The sequence below is a fragment of the Methanobrevibacter thaueri genome (assembly GCF_015062905.1).
Taxonomy (GTDB): domain Archaea; phylum Methanobacteriota; class Methanobacteria; order Methanobacteriales; family Methanobacteriaceae; genus Methanocatella; species Methanocatella thaueri_A.
On sequence record NZ_SUTK01000018.1, the window covers coordinates 18,721 to 34,243 of the forward strand.

At 37.4% G+C, this 15,523-nt stretch carries 19 protein-coding genes; 13 read left to right on the forward strand and 6 right to left on the reverse strand.

Annotated features, from left to right (window positions below):
* Positions 1-151 precede the first annotated feature (151 nt).
* A complete protein-coding gene (locus tag E7Z79_RS05190) occupies positions 152-1,078 on the forward strand; it encodes a type II secretion system F family protein (protein ID WP_303738912.1) in 927 nt (308 codons plus the stop codon).
* A complete protein-coding gene (locus tag E7Z79_RS05195; RefSeq protein ID WP_303738913.1) occupies positions 1,078-1,260 on the forward strand; it encodes a class III signal peptide-containing protein in 183 nt (60 codons plus the stop codon). The genes E7Z79_RS05190 and E7Z79_RS05195 overlap by 1 nt, the downstream gene beginning before the upstream one ends.
* 3 nt (positions 1,261-1,263) lie before the next feature.
* Here E7Z79_RS05195 and E7Z79_RS05200 read toward each other — a convergent pair whose 3' ends face one another.
* Both E7Z79_RS05200 and E7Z79_RS05205 read right to left on the reverse strand, forming a co-directional pair.
* Complete coding sequence (locus E7Z79_RS05200; protein WP_303738914.1) at positions 1,264-1,827, reverse strand: TMEM175 family protein; 564 nt, start codon at positions 1,825-1,827, stop codon at positions 1,264-1,266.
* Complete coding sequence (locus tag E7Z79_RS05205) at positions 1,817-2,398, reverse strand: TMEM175 family protein (protein WP_303738915.1); 582 nt, start codon at positions 2,396-2,398, stop codon at positions 1,817-1,819. The genes E7Z79_RS05200 and E7Z79_RS05205 overlap by 11 nt, the downstream gene beginning before the upstream one ends.
* Before the next feature lie 49 nt (positions 2,399-2,447).
* Between E7Z79_RS05205 and E7Z79_RS05210 the strand changes: the two genes are divergently transcribed.
* Positions 2,448-3,860: a lactaldehyde dehydrogenase gene (locus E7Z79_RS05210; RefSeq protein ID WP_303738916.1), complete on the forward strand. Its 1,413-nt coding sequence runs from the start codon at positions 2,448-2,450 to the stop codon at positions 3,858-3,860.
* Positions 3,861-3,875: 15 nt separating this feature from the next.
* Here E7Z79_RS05210 and E7Z79_RS05215 read toward each other — a convergent pair whose 3' ends face one another.
* Entirely contained in the window at positions 3,876-4,598 is a 723-nt protein-coding gene (locus tag E7Z79_RS05215; protein WP_303738917.1) for a tRNA-binding protein, read from the reverse strand.
* Positions 4,599-4,765: 167 nt separating this feature from the next.
* On the opposite strand from E7Z79_RS05215, the gene E7Z79_RS05220 reads away from it, so the two are divergent.
* The 4 genes from E7Z79_RS05220 to E7Z79_RS05235 are packed head-to-tail and all read left to right on the forward strand — an operon-like array spanning position 4,766 to position 7,411.
* The gene (locus E7Z79_RS05220; protein ID WP_303738918.1) at positions 4,766-5,170 is read left to right on the forward strand and encodes a PRC-barrel domain-containing protein; all 405 of its coding nucleotides are present in this window, start codon (positions 4,766-4,768) and stop codon (positions 5,168-5,170) included.
* 49 nt (positions 5,171-5,219) lie between these two features.
* Complete coding sequence (locus tag E7Z79_RS05225; RefSeq protein ID WP_303738919.1) at positions 5,220-5,984, forward strand: aspartate dehydrogenase; 765 nt, start codon at positions 5,220-5,222, stop codon at positions 5,982-5,984.
* Positions 5,985-6,707, forward strand: a complete 723-nt coding sequence (locus E7Z79_RS05230) for a tRNA(His) guanylyltransferase Thg1 family protein (protein ID WP_303738920.1) — start codon at positions 5,985-5,987, stop codon at positions 6,705-6,707. It begins immediately after the preceding gene.
* Entirely contained in the window at positions 6,704-7,411 is a 708-nt protein-coding gene (locus tag E7Z79_RS05235; protein ID WP_303738921.1) for a Mov34/MPN/PAD-1 family protein, read from the forward strand. The genes E7Z79_RS05230 and E7Z79_RS05235 overlap by 4 nt, the downstream gene beginning before the upstream one ends.
* 26 nt (positions 7,412-7,437) lie before the next feature.
* Here E7Z79_RS05235 and serA read toward each other — a convergent pair whose 3' ends face one another.
* Positions 7,438-9,012 carry a phosphoglycerate dehydrogenase gene (serA, locus tag E7Z79_RS05240; protein WP_303738922.1) on the reverse strand — a complete coding sequence of 525 codons (1,575 nt, stop codon included), beginning with the start codon at positions 9,010-9,012 and terminating at the stop codon, positions 7,438-7,440.
* 200 nt (positions 9,013-9,212) lie between these two features.
* Here serA and E7Z79_RS05245 point away from each other — a divergent pair, with 200 nt between their 5' ends.
* Positions 9,213-9,551 carry a heavy metal-binding domain-containing protein gene (locus E7Z79_RS05245; protein ID WP_303738923.1) on the forward strand — a complete coding sequence of 113 codons (339 nt, stop codon included), beginning with the start codon at positions 9,213-9,215 and terminating at the stop codon, positions 9,549-9,551.
* A gap of 7 nt (positions 9,552-9,558) precedes the next feature.
* On the forward strand, positions 9,559-10,353 hold the full coding sequence (locus tag E7Z79_RS05250) for a hypothetical protein (protein ID WP_303738924.1): 795 nt from the start codon (positions 9,559-9,561) through the stop codon (positions 10,351-10,353).
* Here the strand turns inward: E7Z79_RS05250 and E7Z79_RS05255 are convergent.
* Both E7Z79_RS05255 and E7Z79_RS05260 read right to left on the reverse strand, forming a co-directional pair.
* Positions 10,350-10,736 carry a hypothetical protein gene (locus E7Z79_RS05255; RefSeq protein ID WP_303738925.1) on the reverse strand — a complete coding sequence of 129 codons (387 nt, stop codon included), beginning with the start codon at positions 10,734-10,736 and terminating at the stop codon, positions 10,350-10,352. The genes E7Z79_RS05250 and E7Z79_RS05255 overlap by 4 nt on opposite strands.
* Positions 10,737-10,745: 9 nt before the next feature.
* Positions 10,746-11,678, reverse strand: coding sequence for a transcriptional regulator (locus E7Z79_RS05260; RefSeq protein WP_303738926.1), 933 nt, complete (start codon positions 11,676-11,678; stop codon positions 10,746-10,748).
* A 55-nt stretch (positions 11,679-11,733) separates the two neighbouring features.
* Here E7Z79_RS05260 and E7Z79_RS05265 point away from each other — a divergent pair, with 55 nt between their 5' ends.
* From E7Z79_RS05265 to E7Z79_RS05280, 4 genes are all read left to right on the forward strand, one after another.
* Positions 11,734-12,999: a tRNA(Ile)(2)-agmatinylcytidine synthase gene (locus E7Z79_RS05265; protein ID WP_303738927.1), complete on the forward strand. Its 1,266-nt coding sequence runs from the start codon at positions 11,734-11,736 to the stop codon at positions 12,997-12,999.
* Positions 13,000-13,209: 210 nt separating this feature from the next.
* A complete protein-coding gene (locus E7Z79_RS05270) occupies positions 13,210-14,106 on the forward strand; it encodes a DUF3100 domain-containing protein (RefSeq protein WP_303738928.1) in 897 nt (298 codons plus the stop codon).
* Positions 14,099-14,587, forward strand: a complete 489-nt coding sequence (locus E7Z79_RS05275) for a hypothetical protein (RefSeq protein ID WP_303738929.1) — start codon at positions 14,099-14,101, stop codon at positions 14,585-14,587. Before E7Z79_RS05270 ends, E7Z79_RS05275 begins: the two co-directional genes overlap by 8 nt.
* A gap of 159 nt (positions 14,588-14,746) precedes the next feature.
* The coding region (locus tag E7Z79_RS05280) for a DUF3100 domain-containing protein (RefSeq protein WP_369693433.1) at positions 14,747-15,523 on the forward strand (777 nt) is incomplete at its 3' end.

Consider the following 15,523-nt stretch of genomic DNA (forward strand, 5'->3'; position numbering starts at 1 on the left):
ATATGTTGATAAATTTAACATGAAAAAAATATTCTCTAATCGTATTAGGATTTAGAATATTATCTATTCAATATAAATCTTGTTTTCACCCTGTAAAATTGCTTTAGAATACAACAATCCCTTTATATATTTCAAAGTTTAATATTATTTCATGAAATTTAGAATAATCAATAATTTAACAATATTTTTGGATAATAATATTTCCGAAAAGTATTTATCTAAATTACAGGAATTTTTGCTAAGTGGGGCTATTTTTACAGATGCAAGTAAAGTTTTAGCTGTACTCATAATTTTCATTTTAGTAAGTGAAATTGTTTTAGCAGTAACATTAACACTCTTAAACCTGTCATGGGCAATGTTAATATTGCCGTTTTTTCTAATTCCTGGCCTTTTCACATATGTTATTGTCCAGCAGGAAAAAAGAGCACAGGAAATAGAACGTACTGCACCTGACTTTCTAAGGCAGCTTTCAAGCATGCTTCAGGTCGGACTCAGTTTTGAAAACGCAATGGAGGACATGTCCCAGTACGGCGAGGGGCCGATGTACGATGAGATGAGAAGGACAATCATAGAGATTCGTATGGGTCGCAATTTCGATGACGCCTGGCGTGCAATGAGCAAAAGATTAAAGTCAAAGGAGCTGGAAAGGGTTTTTGGAATAATTCTTGACGGAAGGAAATCTGGATCAAGCATTTCAAAAGTCTTGTCTGATGTTTCGGATGATTTAAGAGATCTGATGGCGCTTAAAAGGGAGAGAAAGTCTGCAGTGATGATGTCTGTGATGTTTCTTTTAATTTCAGCGGTCATTGCAACGCCCTTTGCAATCGGAATGGTGAGTGTGTATTCCAGCTTCATGCAAGGTTATGGAATGGAGTCGGAAATCATTCTGACCGCACCGATCGCCGGAGAATTATATATGGTCATACATTCCGTTCTCGTGGCATTCATCATCAGTATAATCATGTATGGTGACGTTAAAAAGGGAATCAAGTTCACATTGCCTCTGGCATGTTCATCGTTTGGGATATTCTATTTCATTTCCACATTCGGCGGAAGTCTGCTTATGGGGGGATTGTGATGGACGATAAGGGTCAGGCTTCAGCAGAGTTTATCCTGCTATTTGGTGGGATAATGGTAGTGGTTTTGCTTGCAATTCACATGTATAACAGTTACATGAAGGATTTGTCAGGTGAAATCGCATCAAAGGAAGTCAGAGAGTTCAACGGCGAGTTGAATGCATTGGGAAAATATTTTAAATGAGTGTTATTTCCTGATTTTCGGAATTATCCAGACCCCAAGAATCGAAATCAAACATGATAACATTATCACCGGAGGATATGCGAAATAACCAATTGCAATTCCAATCAAAACCAAAATGATTGTGGAGTAGAATGGATATGGGTCACTTAAAGCAACTTGAAGCGCAACATTTCCAGGGTCTGCATCTTTAAGGAATTTACAGATTATCAATGAGAATATTGCCGTTATGATAAAACTCAAACCGTATAGGAATTGCGGGAAGAATACATAGAAGTTTTCGGCGGCAAATGTTGTCAGATAAGGCAGCAGCGAAAACACAAACAACGTCAGGCCCATTGTCCAGATGATTTTAGGGTCAACTTTATTGACGATGCTGAATATGTTGTTGTTGAAGTTCCAGAAATTAAAGCAGATCATGAAACTGATTGCATATATTATGAATTCATATTTGATGTTTAGGAGGGCCTGCCAGGTGCCGTTGCTTGCAAGTGGAATTTCCAAAACAATAATTGTGATGATAATTGCTAAGATAGCATCAATCAATGCTTCAAATCGTTCAGTTTCCATCATGACCCCTCCTGATTAATCTTCCAATCAAAACCCATAGGACAATTGATATCAAACAGGCATAGTATATTCCTTGCGCGTATCCGCTGTATGTCAATATGAATCCTATGATAATTAGAATTAATGGCAAATTCATGTAATACGAATCGTGATTGATTTCCCTCAGGTTTGTATTATATGGATTGCTCCTGTAGACGGCTTTTGTGGCCAGAGTATTTAAGATGTGGGTAACAATAAAGATGACTCCAAACATTGTCTCGGCAGCTATTGAATTAGGGTTATTCGCAAGCCATATTGTAAAATATGGAATAAGTGATATCACGAATGTCATCATTCCATAAATCCAAAGGGTGGTGTTGTCTATGGTTTCGACAAGCCCGAACAGGTTATGGTTGGCATACCATAAATTGTATAGAATCAAAAAGCTTATCAGATATGCAATATACATTGTATGCAAGTCTAAAACAGCGCTTAAGGTAGGGCTTGCAGGTTGCGGAATTTTTAAAACGAGCACTGTTATTACTATTGCAATGATAGCATCGAAAAATGTTTCAAAACGATTCGTTTCCATAGTCAATATTTATAATTTCATAATATAAAATATTATTTAAGGTGATAAGATGGACATGTTGATTGGTGGAAAGCATATCTCAAGTGACGATTTGATTGATGTAAAAAACCCTTATGATGGTGAAGTGATTGATACAGTTCCGATTGCTCACAGACAAACTGCACAATTGGCAATAGATGCTGCAAATGATGCTAAAGACTCTTTAGTTGAAATGTCAGCATTCAAAGTTTCAAATAAACTGTTTAATGCAGTTCGCAAACTCGAAGAGAGGCGCGAGGAATTCGCACAAATCTTATGTTTGGAGGTTGGAAAGCCTATAAACGAGGCGCTGGTTGAAGTTGACAGGTCAATTGAGACATTGCGACTGTCTGCCGAAGAGGCAAAAAGGATATATGGTGAAAGCGTGCCTCTGGATGCCGGGCTGAACGGCAAGGGATTCTTTGCATTCACCCAAAGGTTGCCATTGGGGGTTGTTGCAGCAATAACACCATTCAACTATCCTCTGAATCTGACAATCCATAAGATAGCGCCGGCCATAGCATGCAAAAACACTGTTATTGTAAAGCCGCCTACAGAGGCTCCATTGGCAGTAATGAAATTCTGTGAACTGCTTGATGAGGAGTTTCCGGATGGTGTCGTTAATGTTGTTACAGGCTACGGCTCCGAAATTGGAGATTATCTGGTATGCTCTCCTGAAGTTGACAAGATATCATTTACAGGAAGCGTAACAACCGGCATGATGATTTCACAGAAGGCCGGAATGAAAAAAGTGACTCTTGAGCTGGGTGGAAACGATCCCGTGATTATTCTTAAGGATGCCGATTTGGATAAGGCAGTTAAGGGCATAATTAATGGGGCATTTCTTAACGCAGGGCAAGTCTGCATGGGAGTCAAACGCGTGATTGTTGAAGAGGGCATTGCTGATGAATTCTGCAACAAACTTGTTGTGGCAACAGAAAAATTGCAAATGGGAAATCCTCTTGAAAGCACAACCACCTTGGGAACCCTGATTTCTGAAAAGGCAGCAATTCAGGTTGAAGAGACTGTGAACAATGCGGTTGAGGATGGTGCTAAAATATTGACTGGGGGCAAACGTGACGGTGCATTCTATTCTGCAACAGTGATTGATAATGTAACTCCGGACATGGATCTTGTTGTTCGTGAAACATTTGGGCCCGTTGCTCCAATAATTCGTGTTAAAAATCTTGATGAGGCAATTGAAGTTGCAAATGCAACTGAATATGGATTGCAAGCGGGAGTATTTACCGAAAGCTACTCATCTGCAATGAGATGTGCCAAAGAAATAGAAGCGGGAACAGTATTCGTCAACAAACAGTCAACATTCAGAACAGACAACATGCCATTCGGCGGATTTAAGAATAGTGGTGTTGGAAAGGAAGGAATAAAATACGCTGTTGATGAAATGACAAAAACAAAATTAATAGGATTAAATTTAAGGTAAAATAGCTATGTTTAGCTATTTTAAATAATTTTCAACAAGGTTACGGGTCTCATTGAGTGATTCCATAGGTATGCCCTTTGGCATCGCTCCAAGCTCACCGTCAACATCTTTCAGGATACTTCCGTTCATACCTAAAAACATGCCTTCGCTGACGATATCGCTGAATGATTGCGGAGGCAATAAGGAAACTCCTACCTTATTGTCGTCTTTAACGTTCGTGTCATTGGTTACAACAGTTATGGCGCGTTTTCCAAGGTTGACATTACAAAGCATAAGTTTGTCGTTTTGAGGATGTCCGGTAACGCTCATGACCTCTCCGACTTTGATGTCCACTCCCATTATAGGGTCGTTTATCGGACCTAATGCCAAGCGGTCTTTTAAGCCAATGATTGAATCAAGGAAAAACCTGACCTTTGCAATGTTTTCCTGGGTCTTTTGCCTATCTTCCTTTGGAGCGTTGCTTAGGAATTTCTTATTCCAGTCATCTCCGCCTAAACATTCGATGATGTTTAAAGCCTTTTCAGTTAAGGTAGCAACATCCGGAGAATTCACCAGTTCGTCTCCTTCAAGGTAAGAATAAGTTAATGACTGAAAGTCACTGTTCATCTGCTTTCCTAATTCAATGGCCTGTTTTTTATTCCAGCTTCCGCGAAATGATGCTGTCGGAATAAGATTCAGGTAATTTTCTCTTGCTTTGCTTGCCACTAAAATTCTATAATCTTTTGTTGTATCCCACATTTAAAGTCCTCTTTTTAGTCTAATTTATATTTTAAATTTATAATTTTATAAATTTTTTGCAAAAAAGAATTTTCAAAAGTTTAAAAAACATAAAGTATTTATATTAACAATTAAATAAAATTATACATATTTATTTATATTATTAATATTATACTTGGGTGTAAAACATGGTAGAAGTTTCAAAATTACGTAGTTTAGATATTTATACCAACACAGGACACTATGTTGGTCGTGTAGAAGATGTTGTTCTTAACATTAGATTAGGAACTATTTCAAAATTACAAGTCAGGGCAATTGAACAACAACCAAAACCTGCTGGTTTCATGAATTCATTTTTAGGAACAATTCGTGGTGAAATGCCTGAAGACAACAATATGAGATCTTTCCAAAATGATTTGTTGACAGTTGACTTTGATAAAGTTCAAGCTATTGGGGACATTATGTTAATCAATCCTAGGGACATTAAAAAGATGGTTCCAGAACCACAAATCCCTGAAGCTACTGTTCCTAAACCAGAAACCCCTCAACCACAAGGCGAAACTCAAAGCCAATTCGAAACTGAAAGATTATAATTAATCTTTCTCTAATTCTTTTTTTAAACTTTTTTTCTAGCGTGATACAATGAAAGTAGGTATTATCGGCTGCGGAGCTATTGCTAATATTATAACAACCAGCATTGTTTCTGAACAGAACGGCATTGACATTGCATACTTCTATGATAAGGATATCGAAAGGGCTGAAAATCTGGCAAGCCTTGGAGGCGGTGTTGCTGTACTCACATTTGAAGACATGCTGGATGATGTTGATTTGATATTGGAATGCGCCTCACCGGATTCAGTTAAATATTTTGCACCGCTTATCCTGGAGAATGGTGTTGACATGATAATCATGAGCATTGGTGCATTTATGGATAAGGATTTCTACAATCAGGCCTTAAGGATAGCTGAAGATAATGGTGCTAAAATCCATTTGCCTTCTGGAGCCGTTGTGGGTCTGGATGGAATCAAGGCAGTTGCCAAATTCGGTCTTAAGGAAGTGAGCCTCGTTACAAGGAAATCACCTAAATCTCTCGGAAAGGACATCGACACTGAAGAGGTCCTGTTTGAAGGTAAAGCTTCCGATGCTGTTAAGGAATTCCCATTGAACATCAATGTTGCAGCGACCATAAGTATGGCATGCAACATGGATATTGACGTCAAGATCATTGTTGATCCGAAAGTCGATAGGAATGTCCATGAAATCACAGCAAGCGGAGACTTCGGTGAATTCAAGACAATAACAATGAACTATCCGTGTGCCGCAAATCCGAAAACCAGCATGCTGGCTGCACTTTCAGCAATCAGATTACTTAAAAGCTTCAATGAAACCATTAGCGTGGGCATGTAAATGAAAGATTATGAGGTTTATTCATCTCTGAAAGTTCCGAAAAACTCAAAAGTCATTGTTCGTCTGGATGGCAGAGCTTTTCATAAGTTGGCTAAGGATTTGGACTTAACCAAGCCCTATGATGAAAACTTCTATCGTGTGATGGCGAAAGTTTGTGAAGACCTCTTCAAGGAGTTTTCTCCAAGTTTTGTTTATACCTTTTCAGATGAAATAAGCTTGCTTTTTGATGATCTTCCTTTCGATGGAAGAATTGAAAAAATAAATTCTGTAATGGCGGGTTTCACGTCCAGCTCTTTTGTAATAAATTATGATGCTGATTTCAAAAAGCCTCCTGCTTTTGATTCAAGGATAATTCCAATTAATGATGAGGATATACTGGATTATTTCAAGTGGAGGCAGGATGAATCATGGACGAATTGCGTCAATTCCCATGGGATTTCATACCTCAAAAACAAGTATTCAAATAATGAAGCCAACGATAAAATAAATGGCATGAAGTTGAATGAAATACATGAATTATTGTTCCAAAATGGCATTAACTTAAATGATATTGAAACTTACAAAAAACGGGGAATAGGAATATATAGGAAAAATAAAAAAGTCGTCGGTTTTAACAAAAAGGAAAATAAAAACCAAACCTCGTATAGGAGCTATGTCTTCACAGATTGGGAGCTTCCGATTTTTAATGAGGATTTCTTCAGAAGCATTGGAGTGATTGAATGAGTTTCATCTCAAAGATACTTGGAAATAAGGATGAGGAATTCACAGAGGTCCGCGTTGACCGTGAAGTTCTCGAATCCGTAATATATTACTCAAAAAAATCCTATCCAAATGAGTTTTTGGCATTCTTTGACGGCGAAATAAAGGATAAGATTCTATACATCACCGGTTTGATATTCCTGCCTGGTGAACGCTCAGAAAACAGCGCCATAATACACACCGAATTGATTCCCATGAATACAAAATATATGGGTTCGGTCCATTCTCACCCGGGACCAAGTGCCAGACCTTCAGATGCTGATTTAAGGACATTTTCAAGAAACGGATACTTCCACATGATCGTATGCCTGCCATATTCAATTGAAACATTCAAATCATATGACAGATATGGCCAGCCAATGGACTATACATTAGGGGATTATACAGATTTCAGTGAAAACAATCCTGATGACTTTTTTGATGAAAGTGATGTCGTAACAGATAATGATGAGTTTAAACCTGGATTTTTTGATGAGGATGATGATGAATTCTTCAAGACTCTTGATGACGAGCGAAAAGACTATTATGAGGATTTCGAAAAGAGAAATCAGTTTGAAAGGCAACCTCAAGTGCAAATAATCTCCAATACAAAAATGCCTCAGCAGGTCATCAGAATAGAACTTAATCCTGATGGCAGTGTAAGAAAAATTAGTAAAAATAAAAAATAAAAAACAATTATGGTGAAAATTGTTTTTTATAATTCTAATCCGATAGCTTCATAAACATTGTCTAAAGCTTGGATTTCTTTGATTACGTCTTTTGGAATCTCTTTGTCTAAAGTCAGAACCATGATGGCTCTTCCGCCTTTTTCATCTCTTCCAACTTGCATGATTCCAATGTTAACATTATGTTCGCCTAATTTTGTACCGATTTTACCTATGCTTCCAGGAACGTCTTCATATTTTGCAATGAACATGTGTCCTTCAGGAATAACATCTACCCAGTAGCCATTTACTTTCAGGATTCTTGCATCGTGTAAGTGAGTACCTTCTGCTGAGAAAGTGTCGGTTTCACTTTTTGCAATGACTTTAATCAATGATTCGTATCCTTTTGCATTGTCTTTTCTTCCTTCGGTAATGCTTATGCCTCTTTCTTTAGCTACAATTGAAGCATTGACCGCATTTACCGGTGAGCTTAAGAATGGGTTTACGGCACCTTGAATGACTGTTCTTGATAAGATTTCAAGATTGTCAATTTCAGCTAATTCACCGCTGTAGACAATTTCAATCTCTTTGATTTTACCGTTTACAGCCTGTGAAATGAAACTACCTAATTTTTCACATAATTCCATGTATGGAGCTAACTCTTGGTATGTGGTCTTGTCAATACGTGGCATGTTCAATACGTTTTTAGGGTTGTTTCCTTTAACCAATTCAATGATTTCATCCGCTACAATAATTGCAGCATCCCTTTGTGCCTCTTTGGTTGAAGCGGCAATGTGAGGGGTTAGAACAATATTGTCCAATTCGAATAATTTTGAGTCTTCTGCAGGTGGTTCATCTTCAAATACATCTAATGCAGCACCACCTATTTTGTTGTTTGCTAATGCATCGTATAATGCATCCTCATCGATGACTCCTCCACGAGCACAGTTAACGATGTAAGCGGTATCCTTCATCACTTCAAATTGTTCAGTTGAAATTGAATGCTCGGTTTCAGGGGTTAATGGAACGTGGATTGTAATGAAATCAGCGTTTTTAAGCACTGTATCCAAATCGGTTAATTCTACGCCCATCTGTTTTGCAACTTCTTCAGGCAAGTATGGATCATATGCCATTGCATCCATTCCGAAAGCTTTGCATCTGTTTACCACTTGTGAACCGATTCTTCCCATACCGATTACACCAAGAGTTTTGTTTCTGAGTTCAACTCCCATGAATTTTTTCTTTTCCCATTTTCCTTCTTTGACGGATTTGTCTGCGATTGAGATTTTACGGGCCATGCTTAAGATTAAGCCCATAGTGTGTTCAGCCACAGTTACGGAAGTTGATTCTGGGGAGTTTACAACCATGACACCTTTTTCAGTTGCGGCATCTAAGTCGATGTTGTCCACTCCAACACCTGCTCTTGCAATGATTTGCAGATTGTCAGCTTTCTTAATAATGTCTGCTGTTAATTTTGTTCGACTTCTTACAATGATTCCATTGTATTCATGGATGGTATCAGCTAATTCTTCAGGAGTGATGTCTGTGTCTACAACGACGTCAGCCACTTCCTTTAAATTTTCTATACCCTTTTCGTTAATAGCATCAGCAATAAGTACTTTCATTTTTTCACCATAATTAACAATATTTAATCATAAATATTACTTAAATTTATATTTTTTATCATATTTAAAATATATTATACAAGCAATATTTTTAGAAAAAATTTTGTTTATGGGATAAAATTAATATTTTTTCATTTCTCGCCATATTTCTAATGGAAAATATTTTATAGCATATTCTCTAATTAATAATTGGTGATATTATGGTAAGTGTAGAAGAATTTCCAATTTCAACAGCAAATGACATTCCAGGATTTAAAATTGTAGAAACAAAAGGTTTCATATACGGATTAACCGTCAGAAGCAGAGGTGCCGGAGGCCAAATCGGTGCGGGAATCAAATCTATTTTTGGTGGTGAAATCAAACAGTATGTTACAATGATGGAAGAGTCTAGGGAAGAAGCATTGTACAGGGCAATCGACCATGCAAAGGAATTGGGTGCAAACGGTATTGTAGCAATCAGATTTGACTCAAATGAGATATCTGATGTAATGCAGGAAATCCTGGTATATGGAACTGCTGTTGTAGTCGAAAAGGAATAGTGATATAATGTTTTTTGAGGATTTGGAGTATAAAGAAAAAGCAATTCCGCAAACTATTCTGGGCTATGGCCCTTTTATGGCAGAGCTTTACTATGGACATAGATCAAGACTTTACTTGGATGACTTATACAACAATCCTCAAAATGCCGCTGAAGTGATTGTGGAATCATACAATCAGGGTGTAAGGGCAATAAATCTTGTAAATGATTCCAACTTGCTTGAGGCATATGACATTGCGGTTTCTGAAGGTTGTGAGATGAACGTGATAGCTACAATTGGAAAAAGTGATGTTGATTATCTGAATCCTAATTATGAGGTTGCAAAAGAAGTCGATTGGGATGAGGATATTGAGCTTTTCAGCCAATATGACTGTCCTTTGATGCTTGTTGATGAATTCATAACCGACGGGTATGACTGGAAACTTACTTCAAAAATATTGGAAAGGATTAATGATACAGGAGCGCTTTCAGGTCTTGTCACTGCATTTCCCTCAAGAACATCAGACCTGCTTGAGGATAATCTGGACATGGATCTGTTTGACTTTTACATGATTCCATACAACAGCCTGTCATATATGATGGACATCAGTGCATTCAACGCTTCCCAAAGACAGGAATTCATTGAAAAGATTAAAAACCTAAATAAAAAAATCATCGCCACAAGAATACTTGCGGCCGGTGTATTAAAACCAAAAGAAGCGTTTACTTTTTATAAGAATGTCGATTTTGTAGATGCAATCTGCATGGGTGTCGCTAAGGTTGAGGAAGCCCGTGAAGACTTTGAATTATTGAAGCAATATTAAAGTTTGACAACTTCATATTCTTCAAACGGAATGTATCCGTCATCTTCCAGGGACTGGTTCAAATCAGCCAATCCGTTGATTAAATCTTTTATATTTTTATTGGATGGCTTTTTGCCTGTAATCTGCAGGTATTGTCTAGGGGATATTTCACAGAATTCGCATTCGAAATTGCAGCATCTGTCCTTTTCTTCGCATCCGTATCCTTCCTGTTCCTCATCGGTTCCTATAACAATATCATCCAAAATCCTTGAAACCCTTTCGTCTGATGCAAACATAGCTATTTTTTGGGTTTTTCCGCAGATTCCAATTGCTGTTTGACCTTTAAAATTACAGACCCATTTTATCGGATAATTTTCCATATCAGTTATATTTAAGTTTTCCATATTCTCCCTCTAGTTCTCTTTTCTCTCTTTAATCATTTTAAGTAATTCCTTGGAATTTTCAAATTCCTTTAACTCCCAAGATTTAATGACCGGAACGGTGCCGATTGACTCTTTGATTTTGTCGTTGTTTATAATGAAAACAGGTTCTGAGGTTGTAACCATCGATAAATCCTTGAGAGGTATGGCCATTCTTTTCAGAGTCTTTTCACTTCGGTTCTTTTCAACATTTGCCATTAAAGGGGAATGTTTGTCTGAGCTTTTCATTTTGGCCACTGCATCAAATGGACTTTTGTTTGTGGATATTACTCCATAACCCAGTTTTGATAAGTCATTAACGTCATCTGTAAATTTGATTTCATCTTTTTTAGGCTGCTGCAATAAGTCAATGTCCAAGGTTACCTTGGTGTTGAGGATTTCTTCGAGTATCATTGCTGTTTCGGTATTTGCCCTGACGATTCCGTTTTCATATTTGTACATTGTAGCACGGGACACATGTGCAAGGCTTGCAAGGTCTTTTAAGGACATTGAATACTCTTCACGGTATTGCTTGATGACATTGCCGTCAATTTTAACGAAGTATCCTCCACGGTCGGCTAAAATTTCAGGTGATTCTCCATATAAGATCATGCTTTTCAATGTTTCAAAGCTGATTGTGGGGATTTCATATCTTTCGTAAACCACTCCAGCCTCTAAGAGACCATTTCTTGATTTTTCACCGATTATGATGGGTGAAGCTAGGAATATATTGGCCAATTGTTTCATTTCATGAGCATTCTGTTCATTGATGCTATCTATGTTTTGAAAGGTTTTTAAAAGTAATATTTTTAAGTCTTTTCTTGCTACAATATCAAAAGAACCCTGATCATAGATATCAGAGGTTTTAAAACCCTGTGAGGTCAATAATTTTTCGATATTGTGTAACAGTTGGCTTCTTGTTAACATAGTCAAATCCTCACTTAAACTATATATTAATTCAACATTAAATATATTTTAGTAGGTGATTTTGATTAGGTATTTATATATTGGAGTTGACGATACAGACTCTCCCGACGGAATGTGCACAACATATCTTGCAAGCCAGATTATCAATGAATTCAGGGATAACGGAATAGAATTGGTTGATTATCCCAGATTAATCCGATTGAATCCTTTTGCCCGCCACAAGACACGTGGAAATGGTGGTGTGGCTTTAAAAATCTTAAATGATTCAAAAGCGGATATGGCAAAGAGAATCGTTCTTGAAAAAGTTGAAAAGCTTTCCATGTTCGATTGTGACAACACAAATCCTGGGGTGATTTTTTATGATGGCGAAATCACCAGTGAAATGGAGGATTATGCATTCCGTGCGATTTACGAGTTCATCACCATTGAGGAGGCTGAGGAGTTCGGCCGCTCAGCGGGCTGTGAAATCCATAAGTTCAAGAAAGGAAGGGGAATAATCGGATCCATTGCAGCCATTAGCTTACCTTTAAGCGATTACACTTACGAATTGCTTGCATACCGGTCCTCGGATAATTATGGGACTAAAAGGCAAATAGATTATGACTCAGTTTATGAAATGGACAGGGAGACTTTTCCGGATACCTTTGAAAACATCGACTATTCTGAAAACTACATTGCTATCGAACCTAAAACACCATGTCCAGTTTTATATGGAATCCGGTCAGACACGGTTGAAGCATTGAAAAAAGCGAAAGACATCGTAAAAGTTGGCGAACCGATTGTCGATTGGTGCATCTTTAAGACAAACCAGCACACTGATATGCATATTCAGGAAGTTCCGAATATTGCCTCAATGAAGCAATTCGGATGTTATTGTGTCGAGGGGGAAGTCAAAAACAAGCCTACAGTCATTGACGGAGGGCATATGTTTTTCTACATTATGGATGATTCCGGGGAAATCGAATGTGGGGCATATGAGCCGACAAAGAATTTTAGAAAGATTGTTTCACATTTGCGTCCGGGCGATAAAATTAGGGTTTACGGAGGCATTGGTGAGCAGAATACATTCAACGTTGAGAAGTTTCAGGTTATTCATTTAAATGATGTTGAGTACAGGAACCCAGTTTGCGAGTGCGGTAAACGAATGACTTCCGCCGGAAAAAATAAGGGATTCAAATGCAAAAAATGTGGAAAAAAACTTGAATCTTCTAAAAAAGTTCCTATTAAAATTCAACGTTTTTTAAAAAATGCTCAGTTTTATGAAACACCGGTTTCTGCTAGGAGACACTTGTCAAAACCACTTTGCCGTATGAATTTATAGTAATAGGATATTTTTCTATTTGTTTTTTTATAAAATAACGATTTATACGCATTATTAATAATTCACTTTTTGTGAAGTAATATATAATTTATCACGATTTTTATGCATATTAATGGAACTTTTGAGAACTAAGTCATACTAATTTATATACTAGTTTTTTAGAAGTATAGAATAATTAGCATTTTTTTATGCTGGGTGGGTGAGGGTATCATGTCAGATGAAAATAAAGAGACGACAAACGTTCAACACATATATCGTAATAAAACTGATAAGCGTATTTTAAAGAAAAATCCCTGGAGGGATTATCGTTTACATTTCACTATACTTGTTTTGGCAGTTATTGCCATGTTTATAGGGCCTATTGATATTGTAATTACTAAAGATGTGACTGTTTCCATTATGCCCTTATTGTACTCCATGATTTTGGGATTGGTGTTTTATCTTGCGAAACCTATAACCTGGATTGAAAGAAAGCAGTCCAGAGTTGCTGAGGGGGCAATGATGCTGTTTATAGGAATATTGATTGCAAAGCTTGCGGTTTCAAGTGGTCAATCAATGGATCTGTTGTTTAAGATGGGTCCCGCATTGATGCTTCAGGAACTCGGGCACCTTGCGACAATTTTGATTGCACTTCCGGTTGCATTGCTCTTGGGCTTTAAAAGAGAAGCTATCGGTATGACAAATTCCATTGGCCGTGAACCTGAAGTTGCAGTGGTTATTGACAAGTATGGATTCAATTCACCGGAATCAAGAGGAATATTTGCTTTATTTATCGTGGGAACAATGATCGGAACCGTATTTATCAGCTTTTTTACAAGCATTTGTGTTTCCGTTTTGCCTTTGCATCCTTTTGCCTTTGCAATGGCAAGTGGAGTGGGCAGTGCAAGTATGAACGCTGCGGCATTAGGTCCGACTCTTGCGGCTTTTCCAGGATTGGAAACTCAGGTTGAGGCATTTGCAGGATTCAGTAACCTATTGTCATTCTCAGTTGGCATTTATATTGTAATATTTTTGGCATTGCCTTTAACCGAAAAGTTATATTTCATTTTGGAGCCTAAACTTGGTAAAAAGGCTATTGTAAAAAGCGAGGGTGATAAAAATGCCTGATTTAATCGACGGATCTGAAAATGTTTCGGTACATGGTATTTTCAACTGGATATTCCTTTTGGCGATATTTTCCATAATCACAGCAATTAGCAATTACGTAGGTTATAAACATCCAATTCAGGAATCTTTAGTTGGTATGGGTATTTTATCTTTGATTACTCTCTTGGGCGTTTGGATGGAAAGAAAACTTCCATTTAACATTTCTTCCATCATTTACATTAGTGTGATGGGTATTGTTCTTGCATTTCCGAGTATGCCTACATCCGAATTTGTTTCATATTATGTTTCAAAGGTGGAGGTCATGGCTATTGTGACAGTATTTTTGGCATATGTTGGTATTGGAATGGGTAAAAGCTGGAATGAATTTAAAGCCCTTGGATGGCGTGCAATCATCATTACAATTCTGGTTATCGCATCCACATATCTCGGTTCTGCAATTGTTGCTCATATCATTCTGGTTATGACCGGTGTTCCAGCATAATTTTGTTCTCATTTTGTGATAATTATTAATATCTTTTATTCTTATTTTGTGATTTTTTTTAGATTAAATGTTATCAATTTAAATAATATGTTTTGAGAAAATATTAGTATAGTAATTTAAATTTGATAATTTGTTACATCATTTTGGGGAGTTGTTAATATTCCGAATAGGGGCAATGATGGTCAGGTCGAACATATTTACAGGGAAAAAACGGATAAGCGTATCTTGAAGAGAAATCCCTGGAGAGATATAAGATTACATGGAACAGTGCTTGTTTTAGTTATCATTGCAGAGTTAATCGGAACTATCAAAATCCCAATCACCAAAGATGTTGCAATCACCATAATGCCTTTAATATATACCATTATTTTAGGACTTGCCTTTTATCTGATAAAACCAATCAAATGGATTCACAGAAAGCAGGCACGTATTGCTGAAGGGGCAATGATGCTTTTCATCGGTGTTCTGATTGCAAAATTGGCTGTATCAAGTGGTCAGTCAATCGGTTTGATTTTTAAAATGGGTCCCGCATTGATATTGCAGGAATTTGGACACTTGGCAACCATTTTAGTCCTTCCAATTGCATTGCTTTTAGGATTTAAAAAAGAATCAATCGGTATGACAAATTCCATAGGCAGGGAACCGAACGTTGCAGTTGTTGTAGATAAGTATGGATTCAACTCTCCTGAATCAAGAGGAGTATTTGCAATATTCATTATTGGTACTGTAATAGGTACAATATTTATTAGTTTCCTGGTAACATTTTCACTGTCCTTCCTTCCGCTGCATCCATATGCGTTTGCAATGGCCAGCGGGGTGGGAAGTGCAAGTATGAACGCTGCGGCAATAGGACCTACTCTTGCGGCATTTCCAGGAATGGAAACCCAAATTGAAGCGTTTGCAGGATTCAGTAATCTATTGTCATTCTGTGTTGGA

What these genes read in the sequence shown, in the direction of transcription:
- E7Z79_RS05190 (WP_303738912.1), top strand. Translation starts at nt 152, where the DNA reads ATGAAATTTAGAATAATCAATAATTTAACAATATTTTTGGATAATAAT.
- E7Z79_RS05195 (WP_303738913.1), top strand. Translation starts at nt 1,078, where the DNA reads ATGGACGATAAGGGTCAGGCTTCAGCAGAGTTTATCCTGCTATTTGGT.
- E7Z79_RS05200 (WP_303738914.1), bottom strand. Translation starts at nt 1,827, where the DNA reads ATGGAAACTGAACGATTTGAAGCATTGATTGATGCTATCTTAGCAATT.
- E7Z79_RS05205 (WP_303738915.1), bottom strand. Translation starts at nt 2,398, where the DNA reads ATGGAAACGAATCGTTTTGAAACATTTTTCGATGCTATCATTGCAATA.
- E7Z79_RS05210 (WP_303738916.1), top strand. Translation starts at nt 2,448, where the DNA reads ATGGACATGTTGATTGGTGGAAAGCATATCTCAAGTGACGATTTGATT.
- E7Z79_RS05215 (WP_303738917.1), bottom strand. Translation starts at nt 4,598, where the DNA reads ATGTGGGATACAACAAAAGATTATAGAATTTTAGTGGCAAGCAAAGCA.
- E7Z79_RS05220 (WP_303738918.1), top strand. Translation starts at nt 4,766, where the DNA reads ATGGTAGAAGTTTCAAAATTACGTAGTTTAGATATTTATACCAACACA.
- E7Z79_RS05225 (WP_303738919.1), top strand. Translation starts at nt 5,220, where the DNA reads ATGAAAGTAGGTATTATCGGCTGCGGAGCTATTGCTAATATTATAACA.
- E7Z79_RS05230 (WP_303738920.1), top strand. Translation starts at nt 5,985, where the DNA reads ATGAAAGATTATGAGGTTTATTCATCTCTGAAAGTTCCGAAAAACTCA.
- E7Z79_RS05235 (WP_303738921.1), top strand. Translation starts at nt 6,704, where the DNA reads ATGAGTTTCATCTCAAAGATACTTGGAAATAAGGATGAGGAATTCACA.
- serA (WP_303738922.1), bottom strand. Translation starts at nt 9,012, where the DNA reads ATGAAAGTACTTATTGCTGATGCTATTAACGAAAAGGGTATAGAAAAT.
- E7Z79_RS05245 (WP_303738923.1), top strand. Translation starts at nt 9,213, where the DNA reads ATGGTAAGTGTAGAAGAATTTCCAATTTCAACAGCAAATGACATTCCA.
- E7Z79_RS05250 (WP_303738924.1), top strand. Translation starts at nt 9,559, where the DNA reads ATGTTTTTTGAGGATTTGGAGTATAAAGAAAAAGCAATTCCGCAAACT.
- E7Z79_RS05255 (WP_303738925.1), bottom strand. Translation starts at nt 10,736, where the DNA reads ATGGAAAACTTAAATATAACTGATATGGAAAATTATCCGATAAAATGG.
- E7Z79_RS05260 (WP_303738926.1), bottom strand. Translation starts at nt 11,678, where the DNA reads ATGTTAACAAGAAGCCAACTGTTACACAATATCGAAAAATTATTGACC.
- E7Z79_RS05270 (WP_303738928.1), top strand. Translation starts at nt 13,210, where the DNA reads ATGTCAGATGAAAATAAAGAGACGACAAACGTTCAACACATATATCGT.
- E7Z79_RS05275 (WP_303738929.1), top strand. Translation starts at nt 14,099, where the DNA reads ATGCCTGATTTAATCGACGGATCTGAAAATGTTTCGGTACATGGTATT.